Annotated in this window: 22 protein-coding genes; 14 read left to right on the top strand and 8 right to left on the bottom strand. The window is 48.0% G+C overall.

Translation table 11 applies throughout. The annotated features are described in order from the left end of the window. Nucleotide 1: 1 nt before the first annotated feature. Nucleotides 2-466 carry a DUF269 domain-containing protein gene (locus tag K300_RS14495; RefSeq protein ID WP_022850361.1) on the top strand — a complete coding sequence of 155 codons (465 nt, stop codon included), beginning with the start codon at nucleotides 2-4 and terminating at the stop codon, nucleotides 464-466. Nucleotides 467-513: 47 nt separating this feature from the next. Here K300_RS14495 and nifV read toward each other — a convergent pair whose 3' ends face one another. Further along, a complete protein-coding gene (nifV, locus tag K300_RS0103905) occupies nucleotides 514-1656 on the bottom strand; it encodes a homocitrate synthase (protein WP_022850360.1) in 1143 nt (380 codons plus the stop codon). A gap of 217 nt (nucleotides 1657-1873) precedes the next feature. On the opposite strand from nifV, the gene nifB reads away from it, so the two are divergent. The 7 genes from nifB to K300_RS0103870 all read left to right on the top strand — a co-directional run bounded on the left by nifB (nucleotide 1874) and on the right by K300_RS0103870 (nucleotide 8653). Then, nucleotides 1874-2803, top strand: coding sequence for a nitrogenase cofactor biosynthesis protein NifB (gene nifB / locus K300_RS14490; RefSeq protein ID WP_022850359.1), 930 nt, complete (start codon nucleotides 1874-1876; stop codon nucleotides 2801-2803). Continuing rightward, the gene (locus tag K300_RS0103895) at nucleotides 2800-3084 is read left to right on the top strand and encodes a hypothetical protein (RefSeq protein ID WP_022850358.1); all 285 of its coding nucleotides are present in this window, start codon (nucleotides 2800-2802) and stop codon (nucleotides 3082-3084) included. Before nifB ends, K300_RS0103895 begins: the two co-directional genes overlap by 4 nt. Before the next feature lie 60 nt (nucleotides 3085-3144). Next, nucleotides 3145-5364, top strand: a complete 2220-nt coding sequence (gene amt, locus K300_RS14485) for an ammonium transporter (protein WP_022850357.1) — start codon at nucleotides 3145-3147, stop codon at nucleotides 5362-5364. A gap of 124 nt (nucleotides 5365-5488) precedes the next feature. Further along, nucleotides 5489-6583: an ABC transporter substrate-binding protein gene (locus K300_RS0103885; RefSeq protein ID WP_026836281.1), complete on the top strand. Its 1095-nt coding sequence runs from the start codon at nucleotides 5489-5491 to the stop codon at nucleotides 6581-6583. Continuing rightward, the gene (locus K300_RS0103880) at nucleotides 6558-7619 is read left to right on the top strand and encodes a FecCD family ABC transporter permease (RefSeq protein WP_022850355.1); all 1062 of its coding nucleotides are present in this window, start codon (nucleotides 6558-6560) and stop codon (nucleotides 7617-7619) included. The genes K300_RS0103885 and K300_RS0103880 overlap by 26 nt, the downstream gene beginning before the upstream one ends. Beyond that, nucleotides 7619-8377, top strand: a complete 759-nt coding sequence (locus K300_RS0103875; protein WP_022850354.1) for an ABC transporter ATP-binding protein — start codon at nucleotides 7619-7621, stop codon at nucleotides 8375-8377. The genes K300_RS0103880 and K300_RS0103875 overlap by 1 nt, the downstream gene beginning before the upstream one ends. Before the next feature lie 75 nt (nucleotides 8378-8452). After that, nucleotides 8453-8653, top strand: a complete 201-nt coding sequence (locus K300_RS0103870) for a YjfB family protein (RefSeq protein WP_022850353.1) — start codon at nucleotides 8453-8455, stop codon at nucleotides 8651-8653. A gap of 48 nt (nucleotides 8654-8701) precedes the next feature. Here the strand turns inward: K300_RS0103870 and K300_RS0103865 are convergent, their stop codons facing one another. Beyond that, nucleotides 8702-9169, bottom strand: coding sequence for a YajG family lipoprotein (locus tag K300_RS0103865; protein ID WP_022850352.1), 468 nt, complete (start codon nucleotides 9167-9169; stop codon nucleotides 8702-8704). A gap of 136 nt (nucleotides 9170-9305) precedes the next feature. On the opposite strand from K300_RS0103865, the gene K300_RS15985 reads away from it, so the two are divergent. Continuing rightward, nucleotides 9306-9962, top strand: coding sequence for a YdcF family protein (locus tag K300_RS15985; protein WP_022850351.1), 657 nt, complete (start codon nucleotides 9306-9308; stop codon nucleotides 9960-9962). 353 nt (nucleotides 9963-10315) lie between these two features. Here K300_RS15985 and K300_RS0103855 read toward each other — a convergent pair whose 3' ends face one another. Beyond that, the gene (locus tag K300_RS0103855) at nucleotides 10316-10669 is read right to left on the bottom strand and encodes a cupin domain-containing protein (RefSeq protein ID WP_026836279.1); all 354 of its coding nucleotides are present in this window, start codon (nucleotides 10667-10669) and stop codon (nucleotides 10316-10318) included. Next, nucleotides 10669-11127, bottom strand: a complete 459-nt coding sequence (locus tag K300_RS0103850) for a hypothetical protein (RefSeq protein ID WP_022850349.1) — start codon at nucleotides 11125-11127, stop codon at nucleotides 10669-10671. The genes K300_RS0103855 and K300_RS0103850 overlap by 1 nt, the downstream gene beginning before the upstream one ends. A gap of 77 nt (nucleotides 11128-11204) precedes the next feature. On the opposite strand from K300_RS0103850, the gene K300_RS0103845 reads away from it, so the two are divergent. Beyond that, the gene (locus K300_RS0103845; RefSeq protein WP_162139848.1) at nucleotides 11205-11372 is read left to right on the top strand and encodes a hypothetical protein; all 168 of its coding nucleotides are present in this window, start codon (nucleotides 11205-11207) and stop codon (nucleotides 11370-11372) included. 71 nt (nucleotides 11373-11443) lie between these two features. Beyond that, the gene (locus K300_RS0103840; RefSeq protein ID WP_022850347.1) at nucleotides 11444-11845 is read left to right on the top strand and encodes a thioredoxin family protein; all 402 of its coding nucleotides are present in this window, start codon (nucleotides 11444-11446) and stop codon (nucleotides 11843-11845) included. A gap of 35 nt (nucleotides 11846-11880) precedes the next feature. On the opposite strand, the gene K300_RS0103835 is transcribed toward K300_RS0103840, so the two are convergent. After that, entirely contained in the window at nucleotides 11881-12399 is a 519-nt protein-coding gene (locus K300_RS0103835) for a hypothetical protein (RefSeq protein WP_022850346.1), read from the bottom strand. A gap of 89 nt (nucleotides 12400-12488) precedes the next feature. After that, nucleotides 12489-14117, bottom strand: coding sequence for a multiheme c-type cytochrome (locus K300_RS0103830; RefSeq protein ID WP_022850345.1), 1629 nt, complete (start codon nucleotides 14115-14117; stop codon nucleotides 12489-12491). Between the two features lie 175 nt (nucleotides 14118-14292). Here K300_RS0103830 and K300_RS0103825 point away from each other — a divergent pair, with 175 nt between their 5' ends. The 3 genes from K300_RS0103825 to K300_RS0103815 are packed head-to-tail and all read left to right on the top strand — an operon-like array spanning nucleotide 14293 to nucleotide 18965. After that, nucleotides 14293-14982: a response regulator transcription factor gene (locus K300_RS0103825; protein WP_022850344.1), complete on the top strand. Its 690-nt coding sequence runs from the start codon at nucleotides 14293-14295 to the stop codon at nucleotides 14980-14982. Then, nucleotides 14979-16511, top strand: coding sequence for a sensor histidine kinase (locus K300_RS0103820; RefSeq protein WP_022850343.1), 1533 nt, complete (start codon nucleotides 14979-14981; stop codon nucleotides 16509-16511). The genes K300_RS0103825 and K300_RS0103820 overlap by 4 nt, the downstream gene beginning before the upstream one ends. A gap of 54 nt (nucleotides 16512-16565) precedes the next feature. Beyond that, nucleotides 16566-18965 carry a cache domain-containing protein gene (locus K300_RS0103815; RefSeq protein WP_347336503.1) on the top strand — a complete coding sequence of 800 codons (2400 nt, stop codon included), beginning with the start codon at nucleotides 16566-16568 and terminating at the stop codon, nucleotides 18963-18965. 193 nt (nucleotides 18966-19158) lie between these two features. On the opposite strand, the gene K300_RS0103810 is transcribed toward K300_RS0103815, so the two are convergent. Both K300_RS0103810 and K300_RS14475 read right to left on the bottom strand, forming a co-directional pair. After that, entirely contained in the window at nucleotides 19159-19629 is a 471-nt protein-coding gene (locus K300_RS0103810; RefSeq protein ID WP_022850341.1) for a hypothetical protein, read from the bottom strand. A 211-nt stretch (nucleotides 19630-19840) separates the two neighbouring features. Further along, nucleotides 19841-23191 carry a chemotaxis protein CheB gene (locus tag K300_RS14475; protein ID WP_022850340.1) on the bottom strand — a complete coding sequence of 1117 codons (3351 nt, stop codon included), beginning with the start codon at nucleotides 23189-23191 and terminating at the stop codon, nucleotides 19841-19843. Between the last annotated feature and the right edge of the window lie 21 nt (nucleotides 23192-23212).

Genomic DNA, 23212 nt, shown 5'->3' with positions numbered 1-23212 from the left:
CATGCGTATGCGGGTTCGGCTCGATAACTCTGATCTCGCCTCTCAGTCGGAGTACCTGCAGACCTTAGCAAAGAAGCTCCGCTCCTTTGACACCTTCGGAACGTGGAAGCGTCTCAGCGATGAGCGTATCCTTGAGAAGTATGTTCTGAGCAGGGAGGATAAGAAGAAGATCTCCACCTCCGGCGCTGTGAAGACGGAGAAGATGTTCTATATCAGAATGTTTTACGAAGCCTCCGCCCAGCTTATCGAGATGAAGACAGGGCTGATGTGCATCGCCGTGGCGGATATAAACCATGAGGGCTTCGGCCGTGTTCTCATTGTCACCGGAGACTACATACTCTCCCAAAGGGTTTTAAGAAATGCCCATAAGTTCGGGTTTGAAAGCCTTGAGGAGATGATGTTCGAGGGTGAGGGGATAGCGGCGGAGGCCGTTCAAAAGGCGGAAGAGCTTAAGATTACTGCATAGAAAACAATTCAGCCGACCGCCCCTTACTCCAAGAGGCGGTCTTTTTTTTAAGCACCCTTGGCCATTTCAGATTCCCTGAGCAGTTTATTGTACATATCCATTAACTCTGCATCATTCAAAAGACGCTTACCCTTGGAGGATACGCTTCGCACCTCGCCAAGGAGCCTGCGTAGAATAAGCTCATCGGGCTTAACGCCCATAAGCATCAGTTTATGCTTGAGGACACCCGTTCCTGAATGCCTGCCCAGAACAAGCTTGCGGCTTGAGCCCACCTCTGCGGGGTCGAAGGGCTCATAGTTTGCAGGGTTCTTGAGAACACCATCCGTATGGATCCCCGATTCATGGGTGAACATGAACTCCCCGATTATGGGGCGATAGGGCTCAATACGCCTGCCCGATGCGGCGGAAACATAATCTGCCAGCTCCTTGAGGCCGGTGGTGTTGAAGGGGTTCTCCATCCCGTAAACGTGTCTGGAGGCCATGATAACCTCCTCGAGGGGGGCATTGCCGGCACGCTCCCCAAGACCGATTACGGTTGTGTTTACGTATCTAGCACCCGCCTTCACAGCGGCAAGGGCGTTTGCCGTCGCCATCCCGAAATCGTTATGGGTGTGTACCTCTATATCGGATCCGGTTTCGTCAATGATAGTCTTCACCATCTCGTAGGTTTTGAATGGATCAAGCACACCCACGGTGTCGCAGAAGCGGAAGCGTGCCCCGCCGTGCTCTTTGATCGTTTTTGCATACTCTATGAGAAACTCCATATCTCCACGGCTAGCATCCTCACCTCCAACGGAGGTATAAAGCCCCTTCGATGTGCAGAAGTCCAGAACGGTTTTGAGCCTTTTAAGCACCCATTCCCTGCTCCTGCCCAGTTTGGATTTTATCTGTATGTCCGAAACGGGGAGGGAGATCTCCACGGAGTCCGCACCCGCATTTATGGATGCCCTCACATCGTCTACCATAGCCCTGTTCCATGCTATTATCCTCGCATCGAGACCTAGATCGAGTATTGCGGAGAACTCCTCTGCCTCATCCCTTCCCATAACGGGTATACCAGCCTCTATCTCCTGAACCCCTATACTGTCCAGCCTGCGGGCTATCTCAAGCTTTTCTTCCCTTGTGAAGCATACTCCGGGGGTCTGTTCACCGTCCCTCAGCGTTGTGTCATCGATGATTATTCCTTTCATGGCACACTCCTTAATAAGCATTGGTTTAAGCAGAAGGTGTGCCAATGAAGTAAGTGCCTGATAAGTTGTGAGTATGCCTCAGTCAGGTTTTGTATTGTAATGTAGTAAACATGCCAATTGTAAGGTTTGCTACATTACACTATGTCTTGTAAGTTATTGATAATAAGAGAAACAGTCTTTGGCACAGCTATTGTTTATACACACGGCGGAGGTGCGTATGAGCAAGGTATTTCTTAATCCCGACGAGGAACTGAAGAAAAAGATAGAGACACACCCCTGCTACTGTGCCGATGCAAAGCACAAGTACGCAAGGATACACCTTCCCGTTGCTCCGGCATGCAACATTCAGTGCAACTACTGCAACAGGAAGTACGACTGCTCCAACGAATCAAGGCCCGGCGTCACAAGTGGTGTGATAACACCCGAAGAGGCGCTTCACAGATACATGTCCACAAAGAAGCTTCTGCCTAATCTCAGCGTTGCGGGTATAGCAGGACCCGGGGACGCTTTGGCGAATCCGGAGAAGACCTTCAAAACCTTTGAGATGATAAAGGGTTTCGATCCTGAAACCCATCTGTGCCTCAGCACAAACGGCCTGAACCTGCCGGACTATATCGATGAGATAAGGGAGCTCGGCATTAATCATGTGACGGTGACCATGAACGCAGTGGATGCAAAAACGGCTTCGCTTATGTATGCATGGGTCAGAACACCGGAAGGAAGGCTTACCGGTGAAGAGGGTGCGGCCTATCTTCTGGAAAGGCAGAAGGAGGGTATCGCAAAACTCGCCGAGGCGGGGATACTGGTCAAAATTAATACAGTGCTGACTCCGGGTAAGAATATGGAGCAGATACCCATGGTATCCCGGGAAATCAGGCGTATGGGGGTTTTCATACATAATGTGATACCCCTTCTCTCCAAGCCGGAATATGGCACAGCCTTTGCAAAAGAAGGGGTTAGAGAACCCTCGGAGCTGGAGGTAGCAGAGGTCAGAAGGCTCTGCGCTTCGGAGATGGGCGGCTTTAATAAAGTGATGCATCACTGTAAGCAGTGCAGGGCGGATGCCGCCGGAATATTGGGCAAGGATCTTAAAGGAAGCTGTAAAGAGAAGAAGATGAAAACTGCAAGCGAGGAGGTTTCAGTATGAATGATCAGATTATCAACGGACACAAAACTAGACTGTTAAAAGGTGTTATCACCGATCTCGATATAGGAAGATCCACCACCAGCGTAACGCTGCAATCGGGCAAAAGGGTGCTTAGTGCGCTGATGCCCTCCAGTGAGGCGCTTAAATCGGGTATTGAACAGAACAGAGAGGCTTTCTGCATGATTGCAGGGAGGGATGTTTACTTCTTCAGGGATGCGAAGGAATTCTTTACGAGGATGAAGAGAGACAACCCGGCACTCGGTTTCGATCTGGTGCTCTAATGTACAGGTCCGTAAGTCAGGGAGGGTCTATGGGCTGAAATCACTTTGCGGGAGAGTGAAATGAACGAGATTCAATCTGTTCAGGCAAATCTGAATACCATATGGGTACTCATAGCGGCATCCATGGTTTTCTTTATGCAGGCAGGCTTTACACTGCTCGAGACAGGGTATGTAAGAGCCAAAAACTCTATAAACATTGCAATGAAGAACACCACAGATTTTGTGGCTGCAACACTGTCATTCTGGATTGTTGGCTTTGCTCTGATGTTCGGCGAGAGTGCCGGAGGCTTCTCCGGTGTGACCGGGTATTTCCTAGAAGGCTTTAGTTCCTCTGAAGATTATGCATTCTTTATATTTCAACTGGTATTTGCAGGTACAGCGGCTACCATTGTGTCCGGTGCAGTGGCGGAGCGTATGAAGTTCATAGGCTATGCCTTTGCATCTGTTGTGATAACAGCCGCCATATATCCTGTTTTCGGCCACTGGGTCTGGAACGGCGATGGATGGCTTGCAAAGATGGGGTTCGTGGATTTTGCAGGTTCCACTGTTGTCCATTCCGTTGGAGGCTGGATAGGCCTTGTGGGGGCGTTTATCCTCGGGCCGAGGATTGGAAGGTTTAACGAAAAGGGTGAACCCTCCGAGATACCGCACTATAACCTTACGCTTACCACCCTTGGTACATTTATACTCTGGTTCGGCTGGTTCGGTTTCAACGGCGGAAGTACGCTCACCGGAGACGGCAGCGTGCCACTTATTATACTTAACACGATGCTTTCCGCCGCTGCCGGTGGAGCGGGCTCATTTATACTTTCCCTTCTCGTGACGAAGAAGGTTCTCGTTGACAAGATGCTTAACGGTATCCTCGGCGGACTTGTGGGTATAACAGCAGGCTGTGCCAACGTTGTGCCTTGGGAGGCTGTTGTCATAGGGATTATCGCCGGAATAGTTGTTTTCCTCAGCGAGCGTGCGCTTATCCTTGCCCATATCGATGACCCTGTGGGTGCTGTACCTGTCCACGGGTTCTGCGGTGCATGGGGCACCCTTGCCGTTGGAATCTTCGCCGCAGATGTATCCCTTACTACTCAGTTTATCGGTGTGGCATCGTGTTTTGTATGGTCCGCAGGGCTTGCCGTACCACTCTTTCTAACCCTTAAGTTCACCGATCTCCTTCGTGTTAAACCCGATGATGAAGAGATTGGGCTTAATATAGCAGAGCACGGCGCAAAGATGTCCTGGTTCAGCACCGTTGATACTATACGTTCGATCATCGGTGACGGAGACCTAACCAAAAGGGTGGAGGTGGAGACAGGAACCGAAGCGGGGGAGGTTGCGAGATGCTTCAACGACCTCCTTGATGAGCTTCAGGATAAGATAACGGTAATGGACGGTGTATCCAAAGGGGATCTGACGCCGGAGGTTTTACCCAAAGGGGAGCAGGATCTGCTCACCAACGCCCTTGCCAACATGGTTGTCTGCCTTCGTGCCATAGTTGAGAAAACCCTTAATGCGATTGGCGTTATTGAGGAGGTCTCCGGAGACCTCGGTGATGATGTGCAGGGCCTTGAAAGGGCGAGCACCGAAATGGAGGGGATGAACCAAAGGGCGATGGAGGACACAATCCCCGAACTTACCAGCGCAAGGGAAACCATGGAACGAATCTTCACCGAAGGGAGTGAGGATATCGAAGCCACCGTTCAGGGTGTTCAGGAGATTTACAAAAGCCTTTCCGCCGTTACAGGAAGGGTTGAGTCCCTGCGAAGCTCCCTTGGTGGAATCAGTGAACTTGTGGGGAATATACGTATGATCTCTGAGCAGACAAACCTGCTCGCTCTCAATGCCTCCATCGAGGCCGCAAGGGCGGGTGAGGCTGGGAGAGGTTTTGCCGTTGTTGCCGATGAGGTTCGCAAACTTGCGGAAAAATCGGATGAATTCTCCGCAGAGATAGACTCCGTTCTGAGCGAACTCCTTAATGAGTCCAACGACTTCATCGATTCTGTCGAAAACACAGCCGGAATTACGGAGAAGAGTATCGAAAAGACGGAGAAGGTATCCGAGTCACTGCGAAACCTTGGAGAGGCGGTGAGCAGTGTCCGTGTATCCGCAGAGAATGTGAGCAGTATATTTGAGACACAGGCCGGGCTCGGCGGTGAGGTTGCAGACAGTGCGACTCACATTAAGAATGTTTCGGAGAAGCTTATAAACGAGGTTTCCGATCTCGTCCAGAGTGTAAAATACTTCAACGTGGGGAATGTCTGTTCCCCCGAAAAAATGCTTGTATAATATTAATCCACAGGGGGTCTATGCCGTCCGGCAGACCCCCTTCTTTTTAATCAATAATCAACTTGCATACCCGGATTTTCTATGGTGTAATACGAATATAATATTTCGTGTTACAGGTGATGACATGAGGATTCTGATACTTTTTCTGACATTGATGTTCAGTGTAAACGCCGCTTATGCCCAGACTATTAAGGATATGAGCGGAAGACAGGTTGAGATTAAGGATGATGTGAAAAACATCACAGCCATAGGGCCGGGTGCACTGCGTATGCTTGCCATGATGGGTCTTATGGACATGGTTAAGGCAACTGAGAATTACGAGCACGACAGGCTCAATATACCGATGCGGCCATACGCCGTTGCATATGCAGACTATATAGCCGGACTCCCAGAGATTTCCCAAGGGGGTCCCGGCAAGATGCCATATGCAGAAAAGCTCGCCATGAGCGGTGTGGATGTTATCTTCGCCATCGGACTAAGCGGCAGAAACGCTGACAAGATAACGTCCTCCACAGGCATACCGGTTGTTCTGCTCTCCTACGGCAAGCTGGGGGTATTTCGTGACAGAGCCTTCGATTCACTGAGGCTCATTGGCAGAATCACAGGTAAAGAGGGGAGGGCGGATGCCATCGAGGCCTATCTCAAAAAGCTTGAGGAGGACCTCAACAGCCGCACAGCCGATTTGCAGGAGCGATATTCCGCCTATGTCGGGGGTATAGCCTTCCAGGGTGCTAGGGATATAAACAGTACCGAGGCGGGCTACCCTGCGCTCGATATGATAAATGCAGTGAATGTGGCTGATAGAGCTAACAGGAGCGGGCACCTTGAAAGCGGGCACCTTGAAGTGGACAGGGAGCAGATTATCGTCTGGAATCCCGACTTCCTCTTCATAGACCTCATGAGCCTCGGCAACATAAAAAAGGACTATATAAGGAACAGGGACTTCTTCCGTACGCTTCCCGCTGTACAGAAGGGTAGCATCTACACGGTTATGCCCTACAACTATTACAATTCAAACATCGGAAGTGTTTATGCCGATGCATATTTCATGGGTAAAGTGCTCTATCCTGACCGCTTCGAAGATATCGACCCCTTCGTCAAAGGGGACGAGGTGTACAACTTTCTCTATGGCAAAGATGTTTTTGATGATATAAGGCGTGCCCTGCCCGTTTTCAAGCGTATGGAGTTTAAGGATGAAGGAATCGGTTTTGGAGGGTAACCCCTCTATAACCCTTAGCGAAGGCTACAAAAAACAGATCGCCGCCAGAACGCTCTTCGGTGTTGTCCTTGCCGCTCTGTTTGTTCTCTTCTTCATGCTTTCCCTCTCCGTGGGGGCGTATTCCATTCCCCTTCCGGAGGTTGTCTCAGCCCTTTTCGGACGCATTGAAAACGAGGGAATGGCGGGGATTATATACAATATACGCCTGCCAAGAGCCTTCGGTGCGGCGGTGTCTGGTGCATCCCTTGGACTTGCCGGTCTTGCTATGCAGCACCTTCTGCGCAACCCTCTTGCATCACCCTTCACCACAGGGATATCACAGGGCTCCATGTTCGGGGCGGCCTTTGCTTTTATTATACTCGGAGCGGGGAGCGCCGCAGGTGGTTCCGCCTATGTTGTCACACTCTGTGCCTTCGGCGGTGCCATGGTAGCGACACTTCTCATACTCGTTCTCTCTGGCTATTTCAATATGCGTCCGGAATCGATAGTTTTAACGGGTATTGCGCTCAGTGCATTCTTCGGTGCGGGGACCATGCTTCTGCAGTATTTCGCAAACGATACGGAGGTCGCCGCCACTGTACACTGGAGCTTCGGTGATCTCGGTAAACTCCGAACAGGCGAAGCCTTCCTCCTCCTCGGTGTACTGGTGCCTGCCCTTGTTTACTACTTCCTCTCCAGCTGGAATTACAACGCCTACAACTGGGGGGATGACGTTGCAAGGAGCCTCGGGGTAAACACGTTCACAATGAAGTGCATAGGTCTTGCCGCCGCCTCGCTCCTCGTGGCCGCCACGACTGCCTTTGTGGGGATTATCGGCTTCGTCGGGCTTGTGGCGCCTCATATAGTTAAGGTTTTTATCAAAGGTGACAATCGTTTCCTTGTCCCGTACTCCGCCATGTTCGGTGCGGTTCTGCTCCTCTTTGCAGATGTGCTTGCAAGAAAGGTTATGACACCCGCCATACTTCCTGTTGGTATCGTAACCTCCTTTGCCGGTGCGCCGCTTTTTATCTATCTCCTTATGAAGAAGGGGAGATAATGCTTCGCGCGGATTCTATAGAGTTCTCATACAGTAGTGAAAAAAAGGTTCTTAAGGGTGTCGGCTTTGAGGCGGAGCGTGGTGAGATCGTTGCAGTCCTCGGTCCGAACGGCTCGGGGAAGACTACGCTTCTTAAGAATATTAACCGTGTGCTCAAGCCCAGTGCTGGCATTGTAAGCCTTGGCGGACGTGATGTTTCGTCTATACCCGGCAGGGAGGCGGCGAAGGTTTTCGGATACATGCCCCAGAGCAGCTATGAGAACCCTGTAAGCGTCTATGAAGCCGTTCTAGTGGGTAGAAAGCCTTGGATGAGCGGGGGAAGCATGACAAAACACGACCATGAGGTGGCTGAGAAGGTTTTGGATAGGTTGGGGCTTGCGCCCCTTGCATTCCGGTATACCGATGAGCTGAGCGGCGGGGAGCTCCAAAAGGTTGCCCTCGCCAGAGCACTGGCGCAGGAGCCGGAGGTTCTGCTCCTCGATGAGCCTATAAATCATCTGGATATAAGTAATCAGGTGCTTGTTATGAATGCTGTTCTCAACCTGACACGTGAGACCGGCATCATTGCTGTCACCGTGCTCCACGATATAAACTTTGCCCTCAGAGCTGCATCTAAGCTCGTGATCCTGAAAGATGGAGAGGTTGCCGCCTCCGGAGCACCTGATATCCTCACAAAGGAACTCGTGAGAGAGGTTTACGGTGTGGAGGTATGTTTTGCCGAAACATGCGGGCACAGGGTTATGGTGAATATTCTCTGATTTGCCCTAAAGTTTTCACCCTTTTGGACGATACGCCGTGATAGGCGGAACTTTAATGCTCCGAAGGAGGTGCCAATGGATCTGAGCAGTTTAGCCGGAACTTTTACCGGCATGAAACAGGCAGAATATGCTCAGCAGGCCTCTGTTGAGGTGGCTAAGAAGTCACTTGACCTTGCGGAAAAGCAGGGAGAGGCAGTTTTGAAGCTTATGGAATCAGCGGAGATGCCTAAGAATACCGGAGGCAGAACGGGGAATATCCTCGATGTCAAAGGCTGAGCATATAGAGTTATGAAAAAAGTTAAGGGGCTCCTTTGAGCCCCTTTTTTATTCCAGTTTCCTTGTCTTCGAGTAGTTGAATGTGAATTTGCCTATCTTTGTGTGGGCGAAAATCTTTCCATAGACCTTCATCTCAAGGTTCTTTGTTATAAAGCCCTTAAGAAACTCCTGCCCAGCCTTCTTCGGGTGTGCCTTCATATCGAAGACGATCCGCTTGCCGCTCTTTGCACCGATCATGAAGCTGTCCCTGTCGGAGTTTTTGCCGGTGGCTACCAGCGACTTGCCGACTACTGCGTTATATGTAAGCCCCGTTACATAGATGGGAACCATATTGTCATTCCGGATGAACATACCCACGGAAAGGTCAACCTCTTTGAAACCGTCTACCTTGTTTACCTTGATATCCGTTATGTCGACGCTCAGATTGTTCACAAAAACCGATGAAACTGTGGCGCACCCTCCGAGAAAGATAAGGAGTGAAGCCAGTATTAGGAATACTGCGAATCTGTTTTTCATAGGAACCTCCATGAAAGCCTGAAAAAGAATATCCAAGGGCGGATGAAAATGCAAGATTGTATTGACTCAGCCCACAAATTCTTTCTGTGGAAATAGTTAGGTCCAGGTATTATTCTTTATAAGAGGAGGAGTTCCGATGCGTATAGCTTTGAATATCGTAATGGTTTTGATCGCCCTTGGTGCTTTTTTATACATGAATGCGGACAGAATGCTCACCGCTTACGGCTCCATGTTTATCGTGGATAATCCGAAAAAGAGTGAAAGGATGCTCATTCTGGGGGGAAGTGTCTTTAACCGGACAAAGAAAGCTATGGAACTCTATCGCCGGGGCTACGGGGAGAGGGTTCTGCTAACAAGGGTTAACGATATTATGTATCCTGAGTGGGTTAAGGAGCGCCATCCTGATATGGTCATGGATGAAAATACCCTCGTCGCCGAGCTTCTCAGGAGAGAGGGTGTTCCCTTTCGTTTCCTCGATACAACGATACAGGCCACAAGCACCTTTGACGAGGCTTGGGAACTTGTTCGTGATGCAGAAAAGCATGACTACAAGAGTGTTATTATAGTTACAAGCGATTATCATACCATGAGAGCCCGGTACGCATTCAGAAAAGTGCTGGATAAAGCGGATACAGATCTTTCAATATCCATGGCCGCTGCGCCTAATGACATCTTTGATGAGACGAACTGGTGGAAAACCGAGGCAGGACTTAAACGTATAGTAGTAGAGAGTTTTGCCTATATCTTCTATCTCTTTCATTCATCCACAGTTGACATTGTGAAGCCTCACTGAATAAATTCTCACTGAAGCATCCACCAATGTACACAAAAAATATGAACTGATAGTGATATACCGGCTGTATACAGTATTTTTAAGCCTGCCGATTAAAAAACATAATATCAACTATTGGAAATTGCTTGCAATCCTGGACAACAGGAGTATACCGGAGATAGTTGGTCGACGAAAAAAACTGCTTACAGGGAATTTACTATTCGCCGGCAGGGAGAAAATTATGGCTCAATTCTATGGTTTAGGACTTTTTACAGCTGTCGGCTGTGCGGTCATTATATCATTTATCTGAATTTTATAATCAGAGCTTCCTTTAAAGGGGCCGGATCTTCTCTTGGGTCGAGGGTCCAGCCTTTTTATTCAAGGGTTACAAAAATCGAGTCCCTTGGTTCGTTGTTCACTGCCCGGCTTATGTGACCCCCGCCGTGGGTGTCCTCCACAAGGAGAATATCCCCTGTGGTGAAGGTTCGTGTTTCGCCGCTTCCGGCGGTTATCTCCACTCCACCCTTTTGCATAATAATAAACTGCCGCCTCGGAGCGTTGTGCCAGTCGTAGTCGTAATCGCTTTCCGTGCGTCGGAATATGATGGATTTCACCGGAAAAGCCTCTGACAGCAGGCCTATATCGCCCCCGTCCTTGAGGGGTATGTCTATCTCTTCGAAATATGATTTCCCCTCTTCGTCCACGCCTATACGTGTTATCCTGCGCATCATTTCAGTTCGTCACTTACCTTCTGCCAGTCGAGGTTGAAATCGTAGGGGTAGCTTCCGTAATCGATCCTGTAATCCAGCTCGAAATGGTAATCATCAACGATGACGGCATACTTGTTTGTAACATTTTGGTTGCCGACGGCGTAGAAGTTGTTGAAGGTGTCGTAGGCGACATTCCAGTTATTGGTCTGGTCGTAATAGAAGCTTACGGTGTTCAGGCGAAGATCCATAACGATGGTGTCGTTGTCCAGATCTATGTGCATTCTTCCGCCGCTTTCAAGTACGGTAGTATCGTAACCGAAGGCGCTCACGAGTTCATAGGTTCCATGGAAGCTTGCAGTATCGCTCAGCTTCGTAGTGCCGCTTTCGGTGTCCGCATCATCGTAGTCCGTTGTGCCTATGCAGGCTGTCATGACGAAAAGGAGTGAAATTAATGCGATGGAATTGATTATTCTCATTTGTAATATTCTCCTGAAAAGATAATATTTACTATACAGCAAAGGGGGTCTTCGGCGCAATGTGGATGAAGGCAGTGATGAGGTTAGCCGCGTTTATAATTCTGAACACCCTTCTGGGAAGGCGATTTCTAGAGAAGGGCGTTAGCTTCTTTTACGACCGGTTCTCCACCGGGCAGTACCTTTTTATAGCGGGTATCTTCATCGCAGGTGCTGTACTTATTTTTGCCGCAGTACATGGGCTCTAGCTGTTGATGAACCCTTGCTTGAAATCGCTTTTTTCTGCTAAAATCATCGAAAAACAATAAGGAGACCCCATATGAAGAAGATGCTGGTTCCGGTGGCGATATTTGCCGCCGCTGCTATTGTTATAACTTTCTCAATGATGCCCGCAGCCGGAGGTGGTATGAAGCCGGAGGAGCTTTTGGCGATGGCGGGTGCTTCGGAAAAGCCCCTTGTTATTCAGCTCAGTTCCGATGGATGTGTTACCTGCCGCAGGATGCAGCCAACCTTCGAAAAGCTCACCGGTGAGTACGCCTCCGATTACCGTTTCGAGGTGATTGATGTGGATGCTAATCCAAAGATAGCAGGAGCTTTTCAGATAACGGCTGTGCCGGTTCAGGTTATCCTCTCAAACGAGGGGGATGTTCTTCTAAAACACCACGGTTATTTCGGTTACAAAGAGTTCAGCGAGTCGCTGGAAAAGATCAAGAAGGGATAAAAAAAAGGGAGCCGTTTAAGGCTCCCTTATTGTTTTCAGCCGTTATAGTTAATATCGTGTTTACTTCTCAACTTTGTAATAAAGTCTTTGAAAAGTTCCTTTCTCTGGTTTGTGATTATGTGGTTCTCCGCATCCTTAATGGTTCCGAAGCCACCTTTAGCAAACATATCCTTAACGTCCTGCTCGGTGTATTCAACCTTATCGTTCACGGCCTCCTTGAGTGCCGCTGTGATGAGAACTGTGTCCTTGTCTCCTGTTGAGGAGATGTGGTTCTTGATAAAGGGTTTATCTGTGTCCACGTTCTCTTTGGCGTATTCGAGGATTATCTGCCTGTCTATATAATAGCCGGCAAGCTTTCTGAGTCCTTCCCCATCCTTAAGAAGGTGCTCATACCTTTCGCCGAGCTTCTTGTTTACGTATTCAGTAAGTTTTGCCTTTGTGATCTCTTTTCCGTCCAGTGTCGCCACAACGTTCTGAGCCATAACCGTTTGAAAGCTCAGGATAAGAGCGAACGCTGTGAGAAACAGTATTCTTGCCGCTTTGAACTGCTTCATGTGAGTTTACCTCCGAATCATTGATAGATTGATAAAATGGAGGGGCCCGTAAAGGCCCCTCCGGTTGGTATCGCGTTTTTTCGCCTAGCTTACTTTATCTTCTCTGAAGCGGGTGTGGGTGAGGGTAGTCCTACACCAACCGCCTGAGAGAGAGGTGTGCTGGGGTCGCTAAGGTCAAGCTCCATCTTCTGGCGCTTCTTGTACTTCTCGAAGATGGGGTGAGCATCGTAGTTCTTGCCGAGATACTCGTCCCTGTTTTCGTATCTTTCGAGCCAGCGCATATAGGTTTCCTCGGAGAGCAGACCCTTATTATAGGCCTGGTCAACGTTCGCCTTAACCTTCTCCCAGTAGTTAGGGATAATCTGGTAGAGGGCGGGTACGCTGAACTGCTCTGCGGTAACCACTGAATAGAGTCCGCCGGGTACGTCATAGAGCTTGTAGGTGAAGAACTTGGTGGGTGAATCGGACTTGTAGATCTTCTCCGCTTCTTCAACACCGTGCTCTGCACCCCATGCGATCATTTCCTGAAGGTTATGCTGGAGTTCCCAGATACCGTGCCACTGTACGTAGTCTGCTGCGCCCATGGCGGAACCCATTCTGAAACGGCGTCCTTCATGGTGCCAGCTGTTGTACATAAGCTCGGATGCTGTGGTGTACCAGCTGCCGTTGATAACAGTACCGGAGAAGGTCTTCTCGGTTCCCTGGATAGTCTGGTCCTTGAGAACTTCGATGAGACCAAGCTTGGTGTAAAGCTTAATCCACTTAACGAACTGTCTGCGGATTTCGTTGTACTGAAGGTTTACGAGGTCGTACATCAGGTAGTGATCCTTTACGAAGGAGGGTGCGTGACAGTTATAGCAGACCGTCTTCATCCTTTCTTCCTTCTCTTCCCATGTACCGAGCTCCTCTTCGAACCAGATGGTTCTATAGGACCAGGGTGCCTGGGATTCCCATGCAAGTCTTTCACTTACATTGTGGGTGGACTTAAGTCCGGGTGAAGCATCCATGTGACATGTTGTACAAACGGGTGCTTCATGGGGGATTTCGTCCATTTCGCTTGAGTGATAGTCGAGATCCCAGTTGTCCCCTTTGGCTGCGAAGATGTTACCATGCTTGGACTCATAGTAGATCTCACGCTGGGGATGGTCGGGTCCGAGGTGGCACTCACCACAGGTGTTGGGGTGGCGTGCAAGCTCAAGATCGAAGCTGTGCTTGGAGTGACATACGTCACACTCGCCCACGGAGCCGTCGGGCCACATGGCGGAGATGTTGTGACAGCTTTCACAACCCTGCTTCGTACCAACGATGGGCTCGAAAACAGCTCTATCCGCTGCGGCATAAAGCCAGAAGGGATAAGCGTGCTTGGACTTGGTGTGCTCTTCAACCTCTTTTTCGTGGCAAGTTGCACAGTCCTTAGGTGTAGGATGGCTGGCTACAAGGGGGCCGCCTTCGTGCTGGTATGCATCGAAGTCGTCCTCCGCTGCCATGTGACATGACATACAGCCGATTCCGTTCTTAGCGTGTGCACTGCTCGCCCACTGGTCGTGAACCTTGGGAGCTACACGCTCATTTTCGTGACAATCGATACAAGCCTTTGTTTCTGCATCAAGATCCATCTCTGCGGACTGCTTGGGGCTGGCGTTTACGCCTGTACAGGCATAAACTACGAGTACAGCAAGCAAACCGAGGAGTGGAAATGACCAAGAGTACTTCTTCATAAAATCAACCTCCCGCAAGTATTTAATCGTAATAATAAAGATAAGAATCAAAAGATGCTGTTAAGTCTGTGTGTGTGATGTTAAAGTTTAGAAGAGTGTTCGTTTACATATTTTACATGTGCCGAAGTTACTGTTTATCTTGCAAAAAAAATGGTGAGGAGTACTAATAGTAATTATGACAAAAACAATACTTGTTGTGGACGACGATCCGGAGATTCTGGATATACTTAAACTTTTATTGACCCTTGAGAAGTACAAAGTTCTCACAGCCTCCTGCGGTGCGGAAGGGCTTGAGCTTGCCAGGAACAACAGTGTTGATCTCATTGTTCTTGACCTCAACCTCCCCGATATAGACGGCCAGCAGATATGCCGTATCATAAGAGAGGAGCTTGAAATACCGATAATGATCCTCTCCGCCAGGGACAATGTCTCCGATAAGGTTGTCTGCCTTGAATACGGCGCGGATGACTACATGACCAAACCCTTCGAAAATATCGAGGTTACAGCCAGAATCAAGGCTATCCTCAGGCGCACAGAGAAGGAGGAGGAGCAGTGTCAGGACGGCGTTGTGGAATTCTTCCATATATCCATCGATAAATGTGAAAGAAACGTTTACATCAATGGAGAGAAAACCAGCATAACCCCGAAGGAGTTTGATCTTCTCCTCTATTTCAGCGAAAAGAAGGGGCAGGTACTTTCAAGGGACGATATTGTAAAGGATATATGGGGGAAGAATACGGTTTACTCATGGTCGAGAAGCCTCGATGTTCATGTTAAGAACCTCAGGCAGAAGGTGGAGATAAACCCCAAGAATCCAGATATTATCAAGACGGTTTCCGGAGTGGGCTACAAGATTAAAAAATGAAGCTTACCTTTAAGCTCGTTTTCAGCATTACTGCGGTTACGGCGGCAGTTACCATCCTGTCGCTGGCATTAATAAGGAACAGCAACCGCAATCTGCTGATGGAGCAGGCACACATACAGGCTCAGACCCTATTTGAGATGGTCGTTATCACACGCCAATGGGTGGCGGAAAACCGTGATGATGTTCGTCCTGTCCCCGCCGTGGTCACCAAGGTCCTTTCTGAATACGCCGATGTTATGTCCGACTTCCGCTTCGGAATAACCAGTACAGAGCTTATAAACCCCGACAATGCCCCCGATGAGTTCGAGATACGTGCACTCTCTGAGCTTAAGAGCGGTCTTAGAGAGTATGAGGAGATCGTGGAGGAGGATGGGAAGTCATACTATCGCTATATGGCCCCCCTTTACGTTAATAAGGCGTGCATGGAATGCCATGTTTATCAAGGGTATCAGGTGGGTGATCTCCGTGGGGGGATATCGATAACAGTTCCCCTTGAAGATATCAAGAAGACTATCAACAAGAGCAATACATATTTTTACATTGTCGGCTTCCTTACATTCCTTGGCGTTTTGGCCACCGTTATTATTCTCCTCAGAAAGCTTGTCCTTGAGAATATAAAGAAGCTTACCGATGCCGCCACAGGGTATAAGTCTGGCGATTTCAACATCAACGCAGATGTAAAGTCTCGGGATGAGATCCGTGAGCTTGCCGATGCCTTCAACCTCATGCGTGAGAGTATATTGATGAATGAAGAGAACCTTAAGCGAAGGCTTAAGGACGTTACGGGCAAATATGTCCTTCTGGTTGAGCAGCTTAAGGAGAATAACGAAGTTCTCAGAACAATGAACAGCTTTAAGACGGAGATCATCGATTCCGTCTCCCATGAAATAAGAACCCCCCTCACCAAGATAATGAGCTACAGCGAGATCCTAGAGCAGCCTGAACTGGAGGATAATGAGGAGCTTAAGAAGAAATCTGTGGAGACGATACGCCGCAATGCAAGGCTTCTGAATATGCTCGTTAACGAGGTTATAACACTCAGCAGACTCGAGCATAAACAGCACGAGTATCACTTCATACCGGTTAATATCACCAGGATGGCTGGGAATGTTCTGGAGATCTTTGAGCAGGAGATACGGGAGAAGGAGCTGGATGTTAAGCTGAATATGCCCGAAGATATGTATATCTCCGTGGACGGAGACATGTTCCGCCATGTGGTGATGAACCTTATTTCCAACGCAGTAAAGTTTAATAAGCAGAATGGTGAGATTATCCTCACCCTTAACAGCACGACAGAACATATCTGCTTTGTATGCCGTGACAGCGGTGCAGGAATACCCGCAGATGAGATAGATATGGTTACACAGCGGTTCTACAGGGCAATGAATTCCAAGCGTGATTTCCCCGGGAGTGGTCTGGGTCTTTCCATAGTGGCAAGGATTATCGAGGGGCATGGGGGGAGAATCGAGATCGATTCAGAGCTGGGCAAATTCACAGAGTTCAGGATTTTCATTCCCAAAAGCCTTTAACAGGCCTTATTATCTTTTCAAAAAGAGTTTCATTTTTGTTCCAAAGCTAGTAAAATAAGTGAAGAAAGTTTAGATAAAATACATACAAACAATTCTAAAATTTTATTAAGAGGTAGCATTATAGACACCAGAAACAAGGCAATTGCCCTGGTTATCTTTATTATTCTTCTCCTGTCCAGTGTATATTTATACATAAATGTCACTGAATACAGGGATAACTACCGCAGAGAGCTATCTGAAAAGAAAACGCTTATCGACACCGTTTTCGAGCGTGAGCTCAACTCCATGAGAAGTGTATATTCATCAAGGATACGAGGATTTTCCAAGACTAATACCGAACTTATAAACGCCTTTGCCGAGGGGGACAGAGATAAACTCTACGAACTGTCCCTTCCTAAATATAAAACACTCCAGAGGGAGAACCCGTATTTTCAGTCCATATTCTATGTAACTTCAAATGCCAAAGCATTTCTTAGGATGCACAAGCCGGATGAATTTGGAGATGATGTAAGCGGGCTGGCATTTATTGATGATGTCATTAATTCCAAAAAGATGGTTTCCGGTTTCGTATACACCAAATCAAGCGTTTTTTACAGGGTTGTAGCCCCTGTTTACAAGGATAGAGAGTTCATAGGGCTCATTGGCTTTTCCATAGATATTGCCCAGATTGGAGACACTGTTAAGCGGTTTGTACGTTCGGAATACGGTATATTTGTCCAGAATACGAGAGAAGCTGATTTCGAGGACTACGAAAGCTTTGGTGACCATGTACTTATTCAGTATAGCTCCACCACCCTGCGTGATATTCCGGAAAACTTCGATTTTTACAGGTACTCTACAGAAATAGAGATAGAAGACAGACACTATGTTTCCATAACGAAGAAGCTTACATCCTACGATGAGAGGGTTCTTGGAAGTGTTGTAATCCTATTAAATCTAACGGAAATGGTACATTCCCATTTCTTTCATATCATGAGCATAATCGGGCTTGCAGTCTTTGTTATAATCCTCAGCTCTTTAATACTTTACATGAGCTTCGGCAATATGATTGGCCGGATGGACAAGCTTAACCGTGACCTTGAGAAAAGGGTGGAAGAGCGGACAACGGAGCTTGTTGCCTTGACTAAGAAACTTCAGGAAGAGGTGGCTGAACATAAGCTTACCTCTGGAGAGCTGTTCAGCTCCAAAGAGGAGGCCGTTAAGCAGAATGAGCTGATATCTGGGCTTTATCAGCGTTTTAAAAATATGTTCCTCGATCATCAGGCTATAATGCTCCTTTATGAGCCTGAAACGGGTGATATTGTCGATGTTAATATGGCCGCCAGCGAATTCTTCGGGTATCCACGGGAGCAGTTCAAGAGGATGAACGTGCGTGATATCAGCACAATGAACAGCTCTACCCTTGAGAACACCTTCAGAAAGATCGACAAAACAGGCATAAAAGGCATTATTGTTAAGGACAGACTTGCGGATGGAGACGTTCGGGATATGGAAGTACACGCCTCTCCTGTCCGTTTTGAGAAGGGGGTATACCATTTTGCCATCCTCCACGATGTTACCGAAAAGATCAAATATGAGCAGGATCTCAGGGATCTAAACGCCAATCTGGAGAAACGTGTGGAGGAAGAGACCTGGAAGAGGAGGGAGCAGGAACAACTCCTTATCCAGCAGACCAAGATGTCTGCGGCGGGTGAGATGCTCTCGGCTGTGATCCATCAATGGCGTCAACCGATGGCGGCGTTGACGGGGTACATTCAGGATATTGAGGATGCCATAGATTTCGACCAGCTTGATGAGGAATACCTCAGGGAGTCTGTGGCTAAATGTATGGGACAGCTTAACTATATGTCCCAGACTATAGATGATTTCAGGAGCTTCTTAACCCCCAGCAGGGTCAAGACCGACTTTAACCTTCGTGAGATGCTCGTGGAGACCGTTAAGATCGTTGCTCCCCAGCTTGAGAAGGACAGGATCCGGCTGCTGATAACATGCAGTGAGAATACCGACCAGGAGGTCTATGGACGTTGCGATCTCTGTCACCACAACATTGAGGAAGCATGTATATTTATCTCAACCTTCGTGAGTGGCTACCCGAATGAGATGAAACAGGTCGTTCTCAATATAATACACAATGCAAGGGAGGCTGTTCTTGCTAATCCTGAAGAGGGGGACTTCAACGGAACAATTCTTCTCAAGATGGAGAAGTACGACCACACAGTTTCGTTGTCCGTTGAGGATACTGGTCAAGGGATCTCCGAGGATAATTTGGGTAAGATATTCCTTCCGTATTTCACCACTAAGGGGAGGGGCGGAACAGGTATCGGCCTTTATATGTCAAAATCGATTATTGAAAATCATATGAAAGGTAAACTCGAGTATCATAGCGGTGAGAAGGGGGCTGTTTTTATAATAACGCTTCCGGAAGCTGGCTATACACTTGATGATAAGGCCTGAGCGTAATTAAAGGATATAAAGCCTCTGCATTTATATAAGACCGAATCTCCGTTGAGCACTACGTCTACTGAATTGGGCATCTTGGCATGAATTAAACCGTACGCATTCAAAACACACCACACTTACAGAAGGAGGCTAATGTTAACCGGACTCTTCATGGGGTTGCTGGGTTGACATGCTAGGGTGGTTTGAGCTAGTGCATCGTTTTGCTGGTTTTATCCATGTATTTGTCCAGCAGATAGAAGGGGCCGGTGTCCCGGTCCGGTTCGATGACTGTGTTTTCCAGTTCTTCCTCTGTCATCCATCCCTCTTCGATATACATCTTTGCCGTGTCGCTTATGTCAGTCAAAAACTCGATATGGGCATCACCATCCTTCTGCCTGTCTACGATGAAGAAAAGATCACCTTTGAGTGTTTTGGATTTGCGCACAAAGCTCACCCTGTCCGAGTTTGCACAGCTTATAAGCTCCCTTCCGCAGAGGCAGTTTATGTGGTTTCTGCACTCAGAGTTCAGACCCCGGAATATGTTGTGGCATTTGGTATTATTAGACTCCGTATCAAAGAATTCGCCGGCTCTTGTGTTCATGTATTGAAGGTAGCCGTTATCGTCAAAGATAAGTACAGGGTAGTCGTATCTTTCAAAGAAAACTGAATCAACTTTCATGAAATGCCCCCGTATGCTGTTTATTTATAACAGTATACATGGGCAACATGAAATAATCGTGAACAAAGATGCTCTATATCATGTTAATTGAAAAATACAGACAAAGTACTAGCGTAGGTAAGTCGTGTTAACATATTGTGATGAGGGGTTTATTGGACAGGATGCCTCCTCCACAATAAGAGAGGGAGGAGGCGTTTGTAGGCATTTCGTGTTACGGCGTATCTTTACTCTTTTTATTCTTCTTTTTCATCATGCACTCATTCCCCGGGTTCATGGAGCTGCATATCTCGCTGATACCGCTGAGATCCATGGCTGTGAAAACAACACCTTCTTCGAGGTTATCCGGGTTTAGCGGAACGGAGGTAAGAAGGATATTTATAAGCTTGCCGCTCTTATTTTTCCATTTAGTGAATACTCGTCCTATCCCCTTCTGCTCAATCTCTCCGTATTTCTCTTCACCCACACGTTCGAACTCTTCGTGATCGGGGTAAAGCATCTCCGCACTATGTCCTACAAGCTCTTCGTCCTCGTAACCGGTGAACTCCCTTAGCTTCTTGTTGATGAATATGAATTCACGGTTTCTAACCATACCAACACCAATGGTTGCGGCTTCGAGGATAGATTTTGTTGTGGCTATGGAATTTGCAAGCTCAGTATGTGTCTCAACCTGTTCTGTAATATCCCTTACAACACCGAGCATCTTAACGGGTTCCCCCTGTTCATCTGTTATAACACTTCCCGTTTCATGCATCCATCTTATCTCGCCATCAGGGGTAATAATGCGGTGCTCCATGTCATACTTGCCTCTATCTTTCAGGCATTTATCAACAGATGCTTCCAGCGAATCCCTGTCATCAGGATGAACAAGTTCAATGAAGCCCTCGTATGTATTGTTGAAGGAGCCCGGCTCCATGGAGAAGATAGGCTCAACGTTGCTCCAGCGAAGTTCGCCGCCATTAAGCATAAGCTCCCATGTTCCTACGCCTGCGGCTTTCTCAGTTTCTAGGAATCTCTGCTGGTTTTCCTCCAGCTGTTTCTGGAAGATCTTAAGCTTGTCGATACCTATGAAGGTGAGTGTCAGTCCTGCATAGGTGTTTGGTGCTACGTTATACGGGATGATACGCATGAGGTACCATTTTCCGTCCGTTGTGTTTACTTCCTGCTCCACAACGTCCCCCACACTGCAGCACTGCTTAACAAGGGCGTATATGTCGCAGTTTTTGATATTGTGGGTTATATCTTCGAGTGAACGGCCTATGTCATTGTCTATAATGCGGAATATATTAGTAAGCAGGGGAGTGAATTTTCTGATGTTCATATCTTCATCAAGGAAGAGCGTGCCTATCTCTGTGGAGCTGAGGAGGTTGTCCATATCGTTATTGAGCTCGGTAAGCTCTGTTATCTTATTCTGGTATTCAGAGTTTACGGTATACAACTCCTCGTTTACAGACTGTAGCTCCTCGTTTGTGCTCTGCAGTTCCTCGTTGCTGGCCAGAAGCTCTTCGTTTGTTGCCTGCAGCTCCTCATTGGAGGTTTCGAGCTCTTCTATGGTGGCCTGCAGATTCTCTTTAGTAAGCTGGAGCTCCTGTTCTAGATCGTTTATCCTCTGCTCCGCTTCGGCCCCCACATCGAAATCCATAATCTTCTGTGAGGATTCACCCCTTTCCTGCTTTGAGATCTCGTCAATAAATATAGCAAGAAGGGGCTCTCTCCCTTTCTTGAGGGGGAGGAATTTGATGCGCATACGATATTCGGCTACGGTGCCTCCGTCCTGCAGCTGGAGGTTGGAGTATCTCACCTCGTCCCTTGATTTTATAGCTTTCTGCAATCCTGTGGCGAGGGGGATTGCCAGTTCCTTGCGGATTATCTTTGTGATATCGTTCGTCATCCGCCCCGGCGGGAAGTGCAGAAAGCGGGCAGTTTCGCCTATGGTGTGCATTATCTCATTCTGCTCGTTTGTTACCAGAACAAGGGACATGTAATCGCCGGCAATGGTCTCAAGCAACCTTTCATAAAGCTTTTCGGATTCGTAGTATTTTAAGGCCTGTGACCCTATATCGAGCCTTGGGGAAGACATTCGCAGGCTATAAGATGATCCGTTCTTATAAGCACTTTCATTCCTCTCCTCAAGGGTTGCTTTCCGTCTGTATTTTGCGAGGTATATCTTCCATTTCGGGTGGACGGTTTCAAAGCAGTCCGAAAGATCCCCTGTGGTCTCACTAGTTCCCAGAAAAAGATAGCTCCCTGTGTTGAGGGCGAAGCTGAACATCTCAAGTACCTTGTTCTGGAGCAAAGGCTGTAGATATATGAGAAGGTTCCGGCAGGATATGAGATCCATCTTTGTGAAAGGGGGATCTTTTATGAGGTTATGCTGTGCGAAGACCACAAGCTCACGCACGTTTCTGTTTATTACAAAGGTATCGTCCTTTCTTGAGAAATATTTCGCCAGGGTGTGGGGGGAAAGATCAGCGGCTATGCTTTCGGAGTATACACCGTTTCCTGCATAGGTCACGGCGTTATTGTCCACATCGGTGGCAAATATCTTAAGCTTGCGCTTAATCCCCATCTGCTCAAGGGACTCAAGGAAGAGTATCGCTATGGAATAGGCCTCTTCACCCGTGGAGCATCCGGCGACCCAGACACGTATCTCCTCGTTTTCATCCTTTTCATGGATGATCTTTTCAACGTATGTTTTAAGGGTATCGAAGGCTTCCTTATCCCTGAAGAAATTAGTGACGCCAATGAGAAGCTCTCTGTAAAGGGCGTTCACCTCGGCCGGGCTTCTTTCCATGTATCTCACGTAATCGTGGGTGTTCATCAGCTGGTTAACGGCTATCCGGCGATCTATTCTTCTGACAACGGTGCTCGGTTTATAGTATGTGAAGTCAACCTTAGTTCGCTCCCTAAGGAGGGCGAAGATCCTTGTCATATCCTCTTCGTTGCTGCTGGTAACCTCCTGTTTGGTAATGTTCGGATGTTTGATAAAGCTCAGGAGTGTTTCGGGCATATCCTCGGGGGGGAGAATAAAGTCTGAGAGCCCTGTGGATATGGCGCTTTTGGGCATACCGTCAAACTTTGCGCTGTCCTCGGTCTGCACCATTACCATTCCTCCGGCCTCCTTTATGGAGCGGATTCCCCGCATGCCGTCACTCCCTGTTCCAGAAAGGATAATGCCCACTGCCTTGTCCCCCTGATCCTCTGCGAGGGAATTCATGAAGATATCTATTGGGAGGTTTATCCCGGCACGGTTTGGTTCATGATCCTTGAGAATGAGCTTACCGTGGAATATTGTAAGGTTTTTCTTGGGAGGGATGAGGTACACCTTGCCGGCTTCAGCGGGGAGCCCGTCCTCCGCACGGTGTACATCCATTTTAGTATGCTTTGATAGAAGCTCGACCATCAGGCTTTTGTGGTCCGGCGAGAGATGCTGGATTACAATGAAGGAGATGTTTGTTTCATGGGGCATATGCTTGAAGAAATTTTCAATTGCTTCCAACCCGCCGGCAGAAGCTCCTATGGCAACATAGTAATCGGGCATTTGAGCATTTTCAGTATCCTTCATGTTTGAACCTCGCTCTTTGGC

This window comes from Limisalsivibrio acetivorans, assembly GCF_000421105.1.
GTDB classification, from domain to species: Bacteria; Chrysiogenota; Deferribacteres; order Deferribacterales; family Geovibrionaceae; genus Limisalsivibrio; species Limisalsivibrio acetivorans.
The sequence above is the reverse complement of the archived record's forward strand: the minus strand, read 5'-3'. Positions and strand labels throughout refer to the sequence as shown.

Coding starts and splice junctions, on each gene's coding strand:
- K300_RS0103810 (WP_022850341.1), bottom strand. CDS start 19,629: ATGAAAGTTGATTCAGTTTTCTTTGAAAGATACGACTACCCTGTACTT.
- K300_RS0103885 (WP_026836281.1), top strand. CDS start 5,489: ATGAGGATTCTGATACTTTTTCTGACATTGATGTTCAGTGTAAACGCC.
- K300_RS0103845 (WP_162139848.1), top strand. CDS start 11,205: ATGAGGTTAGCCGCGTTTATAATTCTGAACACCCTTCTGGGAAGGCGA.
- K300_RS0103855 (WP_026836279.1), bottom strand. CDS start 10,669: ATGCGCAGGATAACACGTATAGGCGTGGACGAAGAGGGGAAATCATAT.
- K300_RS0103895 (WP_022850358.1), top strand. CDS start 2,800: ATGAATGATCAGATTATCAACGGACACAAAACTAGACTGTTAAAAGGT.
- amt (WP_022850357.1), top strand. CDS start 3,145: ATGAACGAGATTCAATCTGTTCAGGCAAATCTGAATACCATATGGGTA.
- K300_RS0103880 (WP_022850355.1), top strand. CDS start 6,558: ATGAAGGAATCGGTTTTGGAGGGTAACCCCTCTATAACCCTTAGCGAA.
- K300_RS0103835 (WP_022850346.1), bottom strand. CDS start 12,399: ATGAAGCAGTTCAAAGCGGCAAGAATACTGTTTCTCACAGCGTTCGCT.
- nifB (WP_022850359.1), top strand. CDS start 1,874: ATGAGCAAGGTATTTCTTAATCCCGACGAGGAACTGAAGAAAAAGATA.
- K300_RS0103830 (WP_022850345.1), bottom strand. CDS start 14,117: ATGAAGAAGTACTCTTGGTCATTTCCACTCCTCGGTTTGCTTGCTGTA.
- K300_RS0103820 (WP_022850343.1), top strand. CDS start 14,979: ATGAAGCTTACCTTTAAGCTCGTTTTCAGCATTACTGCGGTTACGGCG.
- K300_RS0103840 (WP_022850347.1), top strand. CDS start 11,444: ATGAAGAAGATGCTGGTTCCGGTGGCGATATTTGCCGCCGCTGCTATT.
- K300_RS0103875 (WP_022850354.1), top strand. CDS start 7,619: ATGCTTCGCGCGGATTCTATAGAGTTCTCATACAGTAGTGAAAAAAAG.
- K300_RS15985 (WP_022850351.1), top strand. CDS start 9,306: ATGCGTATAGCTTTGAATATCGTAATGGTTTTGATCGCCCTTGGTGCT.
- K300_RS14475 (WP_022850340.1), bottom strand. CDS start 23,191: ATGAAGGATACTGAAAATGCTCAAATGCCCGATTACTATGTTGCCATA.
- nifV (WP_022850360.1), bottom strand. CDS start 1,656: ATGAAAGGAATAATCATCGATGACACAACGCTGAGGGACGGTGAACAG.
- K300_RS0103865 (WP_022850352.1), bottom strand. CDS start 9,169: ATGAAAAACAGATTCGCAGTATTCCTAATACTGGCTTCACTCCTTATC.
- K300_RS0103850 (WP_022850349.1), bottom strand. CDS start 11,127: ATGAGAATAATCAATTCCATCGCATTAATTTCACTCCTTTTCGTCATG.
- K300_RS0103870 (WP_022850353.1), top strand. CDS start 8,453: ATGGATCTGAGCAGTTTAGCCGGAACTTTTACCGGCATGAAACAGGCA.
- K300_RS14495 (WP_022850361.1), top strand. CDS start 2: ATGCGTATGCGGGTTCGGCTCGATAACTCTGATCTCGCCTCTCAGTCG.
- K300_RS0103825 (WP_022850344.1), top strand. CDS start 14,293: ATGACAAAAACAATACTTGTTGTGGACGACGATCCGGAGATTCTGGAT.